Here is a 12190-nt window from a genome sequence, read left to right as displayed (position 1 = left end):
CAGTTTAGCATCGGAGCGAAACGTGCCTCTCACCTCGCACTTCTCACCTCTCACATCTAAACTGGACCCGTGGTGTAGTGGTTAACATGCCTGCCTGTCACGCAGGAGATCGCCGGTTCAAATCCGGTCGGGTCCGCCATTTGTTAAATTTGGCTCGATAGCTCAGTCGGTAGAGCAATGAGCAGAGGCATCACGAACAGGCGTCGAATTGTACCGACGATTGACTACTTGTAAAACTTGTAGAGGAAGGGACACGAGTCGTGAAGACGACTGAGCGTCCATTTCCCGCTTACAATTTGGCTCGATAGCTCAGTCGGTAGAGCAGAGGACTGAAAATCCTCGTGTCGGCGGTTCGATTCCGTCTCGAGCCACCATCTTTTTTTTGAAGTGCCGGTCTAGCTCAATTGGTAGAGCAACTGACTTGTAATCAGTAGGTTGGGGGTTCAAGTCCTCTGGCCGGCACCATGCTCACCATGTAATTTTGCTTGTAGCATGAAAGGTTCACGCATTACAGGAGTTTGAATACGCTGATCTTGTTGTCGATTCCCTCTTGAATGTTTTACGGTATCATGCTATTATATTGTGGTGACTTTTTTATTATATCCTCTATGGAGGGGTAGCGAAGTGGCTAAACGCGGCGGACTGTAAATCCGCTCCCTCAGGGTTCGGCGGTTCGAATCCGTCCCCCTCCATCATTTTAGAAGTTAGACGTTAGAGGTTAGAATATTGAGAATGTAAATTCTAACATCCAACCTCTCACTTCTGGAACGTAGGGGTATAGTTAAATGGTATAACAGAGGTCTCCAAAACCTCCGTTGCGGGTTCGATTCCTGCTACCCCTGCCATTTACCTTCATTTGATGACTTGCGGCGGTTGTGGCGAAGTGGTTAACGCACCGGATTGTGGCTCCGGCACTCGTGGGTTCGATTCCCATCAACCGCCCCACTTATTGGCCCATAGCCAAGCGGTAAGGCAACGGGTTTTGGTCCCGTGATGCGTAGGTTCGAATCCTGCTGGGCCAGCCAGTTGCGGAAGTAGTTCAGTGGTAGAACACCACCTTGCCAAGGTGGGGGTCGCGGGTTCGAATCCCGTCTTCCGCTCCATCAGATACTCGGCGGCATAGCCAAGTGGTAAGGCAGGGGTCTGCAAAACCCTTATGCCCCGGTTCGAATCCGGGTGCCGCCTCCAATCGAACATCTTCCTAACGTGCCGGTGTGGCGGAATTGGCAGACGCGCACGACTCAAAATCGTGTTCCCTTGTGGAGTGTCGGTTCGACCCCGACCACCGGTATCAACAAGCGACGATATAAAGCGGTTTTCCCGATAGGGAAGCCGCTTTTTTCGTGTTTTCACGGCTATTTTTGACGTGCGAACTACAAAAGCGAAGTGCAAGGCGTCCATTGTTCGAATATGGGCGACGTACAAACAAAATTTCCACGCAAACCATCCAACAATCTTCAAGCGACCTTGAATCGTTCTAATATCTTTACGACCTTTTTGTTCGTGAATGTAAGAATCTAATTGATAATCAGAGGGATACATGCAACGACTCGAAGAGGTTTGCAATCACCCGTTGAAAAATTATCTTGGACGTAATAACAAATCTAACCCCTCGACGGGATTTCTTTTATAAAAAAAGTATTTTGATTTCTTTTTATCTGGGGTTACACCAATCTGGTGAAACCATTCGTCGTCTTTTTTTACGGATTTTTAGTTGCAAATTGCAAATAATATGAAGTGAATCTTGGAAAGGAATGATTCGAATGATCAAAGACTTCTTGGCACAACTTCCACTGTTGCCTTTTCCACTTAAAGCCTTTTTAATTTTAACAGCGGGCGTTGTTCTATTAAAATTCACGGGGAAACGTTCTGTTACGCAAATGACAATTCCCGAAGTTGTTTTCATGATTTCGCTTGGTACGGTATTAATTCAACCGCTTGGAATCAAAAGAGAATGGAACGCCGTTTATAGTGGATCGCTGCTTGCAATTGGTTTATATTTGTTAGCACAGATTCAAATTTGGTTTCCGAATACAAGGAAATATCTTTTCGGTCTTCCTTCGGTAGTTATAAAGGACGGACAAATAATGATGACGGAACTTAAAAAGGCAAGATTGACAACCGACAATTTGGAAATGCGGCTTCGTCAAAGTAAAGTTGGGAACATTGAAGACGTTGAACTTGCTATTCTTGAACCAAGCGGACAAATGTCGTTTACTTTGAAACCAAACAAAGCACCCGCAACAAAGGAAGATATTCAAAAATTAATTGAGATCCTAACAAATACTAATGAACCGAAAAAATCGGAAATTCCGCCTTTATTTAACGAAGCATATCAAGAAGCGGCAATCAAAGATTACAAGCGATATGAACATTAGAAAAGTTTCTTTCCGACTAATTGTCGGGGTTTTTATTTTATTTTCGTATTGGAGAATCGCAATATAAGCGAATTATTTTTTCTTTGTCGGGTGAATATTTATCTAATTTCGTTCTATGCGTTAATATATCAGGGACAATCCTTTATTATTGTATTATGACCTATTCGTACGATAAACGTTCAACGTTTTCACGTTGCGGATTTGGAATCATACGAAGCAAAACTAATAGTGTGACGCCTTGTCCGCTTTATATTGTCAATATATCAAGGGGAAGGGATTCGTTCCCTTTTTGAAATTGCCCGTTGCACGACTCAAAATCGTGTTCCCTTGTGGAGTGTCGGTTCGACCCCGACCACCGGTATCCACCTAAGATCGATCCTTGTTGCAGACATCGATTTTTTTTTATCATGTTTCGCTGGGAGGTTGCGGTGGGTCCGGCCAAGCCAGCTGAGAATAAGGACAATGATGCCGACAAGGATGCTGCTCCTCGACCATGTCTTTTTCGATGTGGTTTCCGTCCCCGAATCCTTTCCCTCTTTTAAAGATGCCATGATGGGTTGTACTGATTTTTACCCGGGAGTTTTTTATCATCTAACGTAAATCGCTTGTTTTTGCGCACGGCAAACCATGTCCTTATGAACAAGTGAACGGGTTATGGTATTCTTAATTTGGACCATTTATTTGGAAAGGAGCGGTGTCTCATGGGAGACTTCGGCATCAAAGATGTAGAATTGGAAAGAATTGTTGACCGCCACGTGATTACCGAAGGCAACGGGGTTTCGATGGCGAATTTGCGCAAGGCTTTCAAAATAGCGATTAAGGAGAACAATAAAGCCATTGAAGCGCAAGTAAAAAAAATGATCGACGAAGCGATGAAACAGGAATCCAGTAATTCTTGACCGGAGCCTTGTGAGAGTGGGGAACGTAAAGTTTCTCCACTCTCTGTTTATTTTCGGACACCAGAGCCTGTTTTGAGGGTACAGAATTTTTAGTTTGCGATCAGCTTTGTCTCCCCGCTGCCGCCGTGGATATGGATGAAACCGTCACACATTTCCGCTAGCATTGTTTCTGCATCTTCTTTCTGCGTTGAAGGGCGAAAATAAACAAGCTGCAGGGCATTGCGGGTATTTTTCGTCGTCATGGTTCGCTTTGAATCGACGATCGGACTTCCGAACGCACCTCTTGTATCGGCGGACAACAGCTTGCCTTCCATGTTCATCGGCCGTCCGTTCAGCCCTTCGAACGCGTCCTGTTTCGTGCCGATCCGTATTTCCACTGGGCCGTCAATGTTGTCCAGGTCATAGATGCCGAGCGGAATTTCATACTTGATGGACCAGTAGTTGTTCAAGTCCGCTGCCGAATGGATGTCCGGCAGCTTGTCTCCTTTTTTTAACCTGCGATACAGGGCTTCCGAAGAAGGGCGATACCGGGAAGGGTCCATCCCGAGTTTTTTAAAGATGTTTCGCCATTCGGCAATTCCTTCGAACGCGGCGACGCCTTTCTCCTGTACTGAGATGGAGCGTTCTTCCTGCAAGTAGTTGTAACGGCCGCTCAACATTTGCGGAAACTCCGCAACGACTATATCATAATAGGCGAGTATCCCGATCTGGAAATCGGGTACGTTTGCATGGATTTCATCCGAGATTTGCACGGCAAGCATTTCGATCCCTCCTGTTTTTACATAGATTTACTGTTCATGATACCATAAGGAACGAAATGTCGAGGAGGCTATCGATGAAAAACTTGAAACAGCTGTTATCAAGAATCGACGGAAAAGGTTATAAAGCATACAAGGATATCCGCGGCCGTTACCGGTTTGAACGTTTCCACCTTGTGGTCGACTACGTGCAGGGGGATCCGTTTGCGAGTCCTTCGAAAATTCGCTGCCTCATTCCGGAGCATGAGACGATCATCGGACGCCAATGGCTTGAGACGCCGGAGCGAAAAGAAACGTTGGAAGATCATATTGCACGAATGGTGGCAAAAGCGATTGACCGTTCAGGCAAACATGCCGGAGGGACTGGAAAGAGTGGATTGATCGCCATCGATCGTCCGGGACAAGAGGTATTGAAACGAACAGCGGTGTTGGTTGAGAACGGAAAAGTGACGGTTTGTCTATCCGTTGGATTGCCGGCGCGCGGACGGAAGGTGCTTGGCCGTCAAGCGGAAAAATTATTTTTCCAGCAAATTCCGGAAATCTTACGCTTATCGGTGTTTTCCTTGAACCGTCAGATGATTCAAGCTGCCGTTAAACTGCGTGATCAGCAGTTGGCGGTTCGCCGCTACATGAAACAGCATGATCTTGTCGCATTTGTCGGTGACGGCGCGATTTTGCCGAGAGAAAGCGGTATTAGCGACCGTCCATTGCCGAACCAGGAAGCGGTTCCTTTCGAAACTCCTGAGTCGCTGCGGGTAGAAATCCCGGTACCGCATCGAAGTGCGCCTGTAAGCGGGATGGCTGTCAAGCGGGGAATTACCTTGATCGTCGGCGGCGGGTACCACGGAAAAAGTACGCTGCTGGAAGCGATCGAGCGCGGCGTATATGATCATATCGAAGGAGACGGACGCGAATTCGTGCTTACCGACGCAGCTGCTTGCAAAATTCGTGCGGAAGACGGGAGAAAGGTGACGCAAGTCGATATTTCGCCTTTCATTAAAAATTTGCCGTTTGGCAAAGATACCGAACGATTCACGACGGAAAACGCAAGCGGAAGTACGTCCCAGGCTGCAAACATCGTTGAAGCGCTCGAAGCGGGTGCATCCGCTTTGTTGATTGACGAAGACACGAGTGCGACGAATTTCATGATTCGCGACAGCCGGATGCAGGCGCTTGTCGCAAAGGACAAGGAGCCGATCACGCCGTTTATCGACAAGGTAAAACAGCTTCACGAGGACTATGAAGTATCGACGATCCTCGTCATGGGGGGATCCGGCGATTATTTCGACGTTGCCGATACGGTTGTGATGATGGACCAATACCGGCCGTTTGACGTGACAGAAAAGGCAAGAGCCGTGGCGCAGTCCAGGCGGTCGGAACGGAGACAGGAGGGCGGCGAGCGGTTCGGCCGGATTACCGAACGGATTCCGCTCCCGGTAAGTTTAAACAGTAAGAAAGGAAAGAAAGAGAAAGTAACCGCGCGCGGATTGAAGCGCATTCAGTACGGCACGAAAGACATCGAGCTCGAACAAGTGGAGCAGCTTGTGGATGCGAGTCAAACGCGGGCGATTGGAGAAATCTTGCACGATCTCGAAAAGCGAAACCGTCTTGGCGGCAAAAGTGTCAAGCAGCTGCTCGACGAAATCGAGGAGCAGATCGAGCGCCACGGATTGGCGTCGTTTACGCCTTTTGCGGAGCAGCATCCGGGAGAGTTGGCGCGGCCGCGGATTTTCGAAATTGCGGCGGCTTTAAATCGGATGAGAACGTTGCAAGTAAAATCGCAGGGAAACGGATAGGGTGAGTCCCGGTGAACGGTGACAAATTGAAAGAAGAAGTAATAGCATACAGCAAGTCGATCGGTATCGATAAAATCGGTTTCGCGACGGCGGCGCCGTTTGAGGTGTTAAAAGAACGGTTGAAGAGGCAGCAGGAACTCGGGTATCAATCCGGGTTTGAAGAAGCGGACATTGAAAAAAGAACCGAGCCGGAGCGCTTGCTGCCGGGGGCTAAGTCGATTATCGCGATTGCGCTCGCGTATCCTTCAAAGATGAAAGACGCGCCGAAATCGACGAAACAAGAACCGCGAGGGCAGTTTTGCCGGGCGTCGTGGGGGCTGGACTACCATCGGATTTTACGGGAGAAATTGCGGTTGCTCGAGGAGTTTATCCTTAAAAGACGTCCGACCGCTAAGTTTCGTTCGATGGTAGATACCGGTGAGTTGTCCGACCGGGCAGTCGCTGAACGTGCGGGAATCGGTTGGAGTGGAAAAAATTGCGCGATCATTACGCCCGAATTCGGTTCATATGTATATTTGGGGGAAATGATCACGAATCTCGCCTTTGAGCCGGACGAACCGATGGAAGATCTGTGCGGTTCTTGCAACAAATGTGTGGATGCGTGTCCGACAGGCGCACTCGTTCAAGGCGGGCAATTGAACGCGAATCAATGTCTCGCCTTCCTTACCCAGACGAAAGGCTTTATGCCAGATGCGATGCGGGAAAAAACTGGGAATACGTTGTACGGCTGGGACACGTGCCAACTCGTTTGTCCATACAATAAAGGTGTCGATTTTCATCTTCATCCGGAAATGGAACCAGATCCGGAAGTGGTGCGTCCGAAGTTGAAACCGCTGCTTTCCATGTCCAATCGCGAATTTAAAAACAAGTTTGGCGCGATTGCCGGTTCGTGGCGCGGCAAAAAACCAATTCAGCGCAATGCGATCTTGGCGTTGGCCCATTACAAAGACGAAACGGCCGTTGACGACTTGATTGCTTTGCTGAAAAATGATCCGCGTCCAGTCATTCGAGGTACGGCGGCGTGGGCGCTGGGAAAAATTGGCGGAAACGCCGCGGAAAAAGCGCTTAAATCGGCGCAAACGGAAGAAAAAGATGAACAGGTAGTCTCTGAGATTGAAAAAGGTATGGAAATGCTGGAGAATCAAGCGATTTGACGGTCGTCACGTTCGAATGAATTCGTTATGATGAATGAATAAGAATGGGGGCCGTTTGTGCACAGATCGGTTCCTGAAAAAAGTCACGATAAAGAAGGGATACCATGTCGAATAAGCCGCACATCGCATACGGCGAAATGGAGAGTCCGATCGGACCGTTGACGATTGTATGCACGGCGAAAGGCGTATGCAAGCTGGAATTCGGCAGTTTCGATGAAACACAAGGCAATGTGCAAGGATGGACGAGAAAACATTTGCTTCGCCAGGAAATGAGCCGGGACGACGACACGGTCGCTCCGGTTGTTCGACAGTTGAATGAGTATTTTCACGGCAGCCGCATTCATTTTGATCTTCCGCTGCAATTGTGCGGCACGCCGTTTCAAAAAAAAGTTTGGGAAGCTCTGCGGGAAATTCCGTTCGGAGAAACGAGAACGTATAAACAAATCGCCCAATCAATGAATGCGGCGAAAGCGGTGAGAGCGGTCGGGAATGCGAATAACAAAAATCCATTGCCGATCTTAGTGCCTTGCCACCGGGTGATCGGCAGCAACGGTTCGCTCGTCGGCTACGGCGGCGGACTCGAAAAGAAACAATTTTTATTGGACATTGAAAAAGCGCATACGAAAATTTCTTGAGCCGGGAGCGGGGAACTGCTCTCTTTTTTATGTGATGAAACTTTCGTTCCCGCCATACGATGACTACAAACAGGCGATGGAGGGACGCATGTGAACTGGCTAGACACATTTCGCGAGTATATTCGCGACACGGCGAAATTTTGGTTTGGCGAAGGCTTGGGGCGCTACGCTTTTTCGTACGAAGCAGAACGGCAGGCGATTCGCAGGAAGAAGCAACAATTGAAAGACCGCGGGGCGCAAATCGTGAAAACGATTGTCGATGGTGAAATTTATGGACAACAGCTGTATGACGATGAACGAAAAGTGACTTACGGATTGCATACGCAACATTTGATTAAGCAAGCGAATACTTTCTATATTGAGGAACTTATCGAAACTCGGATGGCTCTTTTCAGAAATAAAGCGTTCGTTTCGGACGAACCGGCAAAGATTTCACGTGAGCCGCTCGAATGGAAAGAAAATGAGGAAACCACACGCCACGGTAGAAAACTTAAGTTTCACTACGAACGGTTGCAGGCGGTAAGATACGCCGATCGTTGGTGGAACGGTCATAATCCGCAATATAAAGCTTTCGACGTTGATTGTACGAATTACGTGTCGCAATGTTTGCATGCCGGCGGCGCGCCGATGAGAGGGTTTTCGAATCCGTCCGAGGGTTGGTGGTATTCCGGCAAGTCCTGGAGTTACAGTTGGGCGGTTGCGCATTCGCTTCGCTGGTACTTACCTGCTTCAACAGTCGGGTTGCGTGCGAAAGAAATGGCTTCGGCCGATCAACTCATCCCAGGAGACGTCATTTGTTACGATTTCGAAGGAGACGGGCGCTGGGACCATACGACGATCGTTACCGGTCAAGATGCCAAAGGCATGCCGCTCGTCAATGCCCACACGTCCAACTGTCGCAAACGTTATTGGGCCTATGAAGATTCGTTGGCATGGACAGAAAACATCCAGTACAAGTTTTTTCGAATTGTCGATACTGATTGATCGTTCGGCTCATGCTATAATGGCACTGACGATTTTATCAGCCGAGGTGAATGATTTTGGGATTGCATGTGGTACTGTACCAGCCTGAGATTCCCGCAAACACGGGGAATATTGCGCGAACTTGCGCGGCGACGAACACCGTTCTGCATTTGATACGTCCGCTTGGATTCTCTACTGACGACAAAATGCTGAAGCGGGCAGGACTTGATTACTGGAAGTACGTCGACATCCGCTATTATGATTCGCTTGATCATTTGTTTCATCAATACTCGGAAGGCGAATTTTATTTTTTGACGAAATTCGGCACAATTCCGCATACGAAGATGGATTACAGCAATCCGGACGAAGACCATTTCTTCGTTTTCGGGCGTGAGACGTCTGGTTTGCCCGATTCGATTAAGGAGCAGCATGCCGACCGCTGTTTGCGGATTCCAATGACGGATGCGGTTCGTTCGCTCAACTTGTCCAACACGGCGGCGATTCTCGTTTACGAAGCACTGCGCCAGCAAAACTTCCCGAATCTGCAATAAAAAAACACGGCCTCGAGCACGGAGGTCGTGTTTTTTTCGTTTTAATGGTTTTTGTTCGGACGATCTTCATAGCCGGCCGTGAAGATGGCGGCCAAAAACATGAGCGTCACCAATAAAATGCCGAGAAACTGCATGGGATTCCCTCCTCAGATGACCTATGTAAAAGTTATCGTATCCCGCCGACGCCAACCGTATTCGGCGTCCAGTCTGCCTACATTATAGCGAATTTTCCCCGCGATGTGAACCTTTTCGTTTTTTTTCGGACGATCTTTTCGGGCGCGTTCATCATCGAAGCCGGACTGCATACGATGTATTACATTATCCAAAGAGGGGGAAATCATGGATATTCTTGATCAGATCAGACGTTACCGGGAAGAGGAAAACCGCTTATCCTGGGAAGGAACGTTTGCTGAATATTTGGAGTTGTTGAAAGAACATCCCGAATACGCGCAGTCGGCGCACTCACGCGTCTATAATATGATAAAAGACGCCGGCGTTGAAACGTTGGATGACGGAACGAAACGATACCGCTTTTTCGACCAGGAAATCTACGGACTCGAAGAAGCACTCGAACGGCTCGTTGAAGAATATTTCCACCCTGCGGCGAAACGGTTGGACGTGAAAAAGCGGATATTGTTGCTGATGGGTCCGGTCAGCGGCGGCAAATCGACTATCGTCAATCGGCTCAAGAGAGGGTTGGAAGCCTATTCGCGAACGCCGGCAGGCGCTGTATTTGCGATCAAGGGGTGTCCGATGCACGAAGATCCGCTTCATTTGATTCCGCAAGAACTTAGGGACGATTTCCATAAAGAATACGGCATCAAAATCGAAGGATCGCTGTCCCCGTTGAACACGATGCGGCTGGAAAAGGAATACGGCGGCCAAATCGAAAATGTCAAAGTCGAGCGCATCTTGTTTTCCGAAGACAAACGAGTCGGCATCGGCACGTTCAGTCCTTCCGATCCGAAGTCTCAGGACATCGCCGACTTGACGGGAAGCATCGATTTTTCAACGATTGCCGAGTACGGCTCGGAATCCGATCCGCGTGCATATCGTTTTGACGGAGAACTGAACAAGGCCAACCGCGGCATGATGGAGTTTCAAGAGATGTTGAAATGCGACGAAAAGTTTCTCTGGCATTTGCTGTCTTTGACGCAGGAAGGAAATTTCAAAGCTGGCCGCTTCGCGTTAATCTCTGCTGACGAGTTTATCGTGGCTCATACGAACGAGGCTGAGTATCGATCCTTTATTGCGAACAAGAAGAATGAAGCGTTGCATTCACGGATCATCGTCATGCCGATCCCCTATAATCTGAAAGTGAGCGAAGAAGAACGCATTTATGAAAAAATGATTCGCGAAAGCGACATGAATCACGTCCACATTGCACCGCATGCCTTGAAAGTGGCTGCTGTGTTTTCGATCTTGACGCGGTTGAAAGAGTCGGAAAAACAAGGATTGGACCTTGTCAAAAAGATGCGTTTGTATGACGGGGAAACCGTCGAAGGGTTTAATTCGCTTGATCTCACTGAACTGAAAAACGAGCATTCCGACGAAGGGATGGAAGGGATTGATCCGCGTTATGTCATCAACCGGATTTCTTCGGCGATCATTCGCAAAGAAACCCCGTCGATCAATGCGCTCGATGTGTTAAGATCGCTGAAAGACGGGCTCGGACAGCATCCGTCGATTTCCAAAGAAGACAAAGAGCGCTACATCAATTTCATTTCCGTGGCTCGCAAAGAATATGACGAAATCGCAAAGAAAGAAGTGCAGAAAGCGTTTGTGTACTCGTACGAAGAGTCTGCGAAGACGTTAATGGATAATTATCTCGACAATGTGGAAGCGTATTGCAACAAAAACAAGCTGCGGGATCCGCTCACCGGAGAAGAGATGAATCCCGATGAAAAATTGATGCGTTCGATCGAAGAGCAAATCGGGATTTCCGAAAACGCGAAGAAAGCGTTCCGTGAGGAAATCTTGATTCGCATTTCGGCGTATGCGCGGAAAGGCAAGAAGTTCGATTACAATTCACACGAGCGGCTGCGGGAAGCGATCCAAAAGAAATTGTTTGCGGATTTAAAAGATGTCGTGAAGATCACGACATCGACGAAAACGCCGGACGAAACGCAGTTAAAGCGGATCAACGAGGTAATCGCACGGCTGGTCGACGAACATGGATACAATACGACTTCGGCGAACGAATTGCTTCGTTACGTTGGCAGTTTGCTGAATCGTTAGCCATCGGTTTCCCGGATCCGGCAAAGGCTGATTCATCCTTCATCTTGTCGGCCCGAAAATGTCGTGGTACATTGAAGGTAGCCCTGTTCAGGAGATGAAGGAATGCAGCGAAGAGCTATTGTAGATTGGATGAAAGCCGTTACCCTCGCGTTGACGATTGTTTTTTTGGTGCAATATTTTTTCTTTGCCAACTACGTGGTTCACGGCGAGTCGATGATGCCGACAATTCATGACGGAAACCGTCTTATCGTCGGGAAGATCGATTATGAATTCGAAAAACCGCAGCGGTTTGATTTGATCGTCTTCCATTTCTCCAAGGAAGAAGATTTTATTAAACGCATCGTCGGCCTGCCCGGAGAAACGATTGCTTATAAAAACGACGTCTTATATGTTGACGGAAAACCGAAGAAAGAACCGTATCTGGTACCTTACAAGGATAAACTAGAGACCGTATCAAGCGGGAACCTAACAAAAAACTTCACATTGCGCGAGATGACGGGGAGAAAAACCGTTCCGAACGATTGCGTGTTCGTAATGGGCGACAACCGCCGCCACAGCTACGACAGCCGTTATTTCGGTTTCGTCAAAATGAGCGACATCGTCGGCAAAGTGGACGTGAAATATTGGCCGGTGGACGCGTTTCAGGTTTATTAGCACGCGGGCAGGGAAAAAAAAGATACGGAGGTGTATTCCTTGACCCGAAAAGAACAGTCCGACAAGCCGGCAAACAGCTCGATGGCGAAGGATGCGAAAGAAGTTGACAGGCTCGGCAAGGAAATGGAAACAATGGATACGAACAAACAAGTGAGACAAAAAGG

Annotated in this window: 10 protein-coding genes and 10 tRNA genes; 19 read left to right on the top strand and 1 reads right to left on the bottom strand. The window is 48.3% G+C overall.

What is annotated here, in order from left to right; translation table 11 throughout:
• Positions 1-63 precede the first annotated feature (63 nt).
• The 12 genes from VFK44_11040 (at position 64) to VFK44_10985 (ending at position 3277) form a co-directional block, all read left to right on the top strand.
• Positions 64-139 (top strand) — tRNA-Asp (locus tag VFK44_11040).
• Between the two features lie 159 nt (positions 140-298).
• Positions 299-374 (top strand) — tRNA-Phe (locus VFK44_11035).
• Between the two features lie 15 nt (positions 375-389).
• Positions 390-465 (top strand) — tRNA-Thr (locus VFK44_11030).
• A 145-nt stretch (positions 466-610) separates the two neighbouring features.
• Positions 611-692: transfer RNA gene (locus VFK44_11025), tRNA-Tyr, on the top strand.
• Positions 693-771: 79 nt separating this feature from the next.
• A tRNA-Trp gene (locus tag VFK44_11020) sits at positions 772-845 on the top strand.
• A gap of 24 nt (positions 846-869) precedes the next feature.
• A tRNA-His gene (locus VFK44_11015) sits at positions 870-945 on the top strand.
• Between the two features lie 5 nt (positions 946-950).
• Positions 951-1025 (top strand) — tRNA-Gln (locus tag VFK44_11010).
• Positions 1026-1028: 3 nt separating this feature from the next.
• Positions 1029-1103: transfer RNA gene (locus VFK44_11005), tRNA-Gly, on the top strand.
• A 10-nt stretch (positions 1104-1113) separates the two neighbouring features.
• Positions 1114-1188: transfer RNA gene (locus VFK44_11000), tRNA-Cys, on the top strand.
• 20 nt (positions 1189-1208) lie between these two features.
• Positions 1209-1291, top strand: a tRNA-Leu gene (locus VFK44_10995).
• A 472-nt stretch (positions 1292-1763) separates the two neighbouring features.
• Positions 1764-2378 carry a YetF domain-containing protein gene (locus tag VFK44_10990; protein HET7628904.1) on the top strand — a complete coding sequence of 205 codons (615 nt, stop codon included), beginning with the start codon at positions 1764-1766 and terminating at the stop codon, positions 2376-2378.
• A 701-nt stretch (positions 2379-3079) separates the two neighbouring features.
• Positions 3080-3277 carry a hypothetical protein gene (locus tag VFK44_10985; GenBank protein HET7628903.1) on the top strand — a complete coding sequence of 66 codons (198 nt, stop codon included), beginning with the start codon at positions 3080-3082 and terminating at the stop codon, positions 3275-3277.
• Between the two features lie 89 nt (positions 3278-3366).
• Here the strand turns inward: VFK44_10985 and VFK44_10980 are convergent, their stop codons facing one another.
• Positions 3367-4038 (bottom strand): phenylalanine--tRNA ligase beta subunit-related protein, encoded by a 672-nt coding sequence (locus tag VFK44_10980; GenBank protein HET7628902.1) that lies wholly within the window; start codon positions 4036-4038, stop codon positions 3367-3369.
• Positions 4039-4112: 74 nt separating this feature from the next.
• On the opposite strand from VFK44_10980, the gene VFK44_10975 reads away from it, so the two are divergent.
• From VFK44_10975 to lepB, 7 genes are all read left to right on the top strand, one after another.
• The gene (locus VFK44_10975) at positions 4113-5831 is read left to right on the top strand and encodes an ABC-ATPase domain-containing protein (protein ID HET7628901.1); all 1719 of its coding nucleotides are present in this window, start codon (positions 4113-4115) and stop codon (positions 5829-5831) included.
• A gap of 11 nt (positions 5832-5842) precedes the next feature.
• On the top strand, positions 5843-6985 hold the full coding sequence (gene queG, locus VFK44_10970; GenBank protein HET7628900.1) for a tRNA epoxyqueuosine(34) reductase QueG: 1143 nt from the start codon (positions 5843-5845) through the stop codon (positions 6983-6985).
• 104 nt (positions 6986-7089) lie between these two features.
• Complete coding sequence (locus VFK44_10965; GenBank protein HET7628899.1) at positions 7090-7620, top strand: methylated-DNA--[protein]-cysteine S-methyltransferase; 531 nt, start codon at positions 7090-7092, stop codon at positions 7618-7620.
• A gap of 90 nt (positions 7621-7710) precedes the next feature.
• Entirely contained in the window at positions 7711-8604 is an 894-nt protein-coding gene (locus tag VFK44_10960; GenBank protein ID HET7628898.1) for an amidase domain-containing protein, read from the top strand.
• A gap of 56 nt (positions 8605-8660) precedes the next feature.
• Positions 8661-9134: a tRNA (uridine(34)/cytosine(34)/5-carboxymethylaminomethyluridine(34)-2'-O)-methyltransferase TrmL gene (gene trmL / locus VFK44_10955; protein HET7628897.1), complete on the top strand. Its 474-nt coding sequence runs from the start codon at positions 8661-8663 to the stop codon at positions 9132-9134.
• Positions 9135-9473: 339 nt separating this feature from the next.
• Entirely contained in the window at positions 9474-11372 is a 1899-nt protein-coding gene (locus tag VFK44_10950; protein ID HET7628896.1) for a PrkA family serine protein kinase, read from the top strand.
• 102 nt (positions 11373-11474) lie between these two features.
• On the top strand, positions 11475-12026 hold the full coding sequence (gene lepB, locus VFK44_10945; GenBank protein HET7628895.1) for a signal peptidase I: 552 nt from the start codon (positions 11475-11477) through the stop codon (positions 12024-12026).
• The last annotated feature ends 164 nt before the right edge of the window (positions 12027-12190 follow it).

The sequence above is a fragment of the Bacillales bacterium genome (genome assembly GCA_035700025.1).
GTDB lineage: Bacteria > Bacillota > Bacilli > Bacillales > DASSOY01 > DASSOY01.
This window is presented reverse-complemented; position numbering and strand designations above follow the sequence as displayed.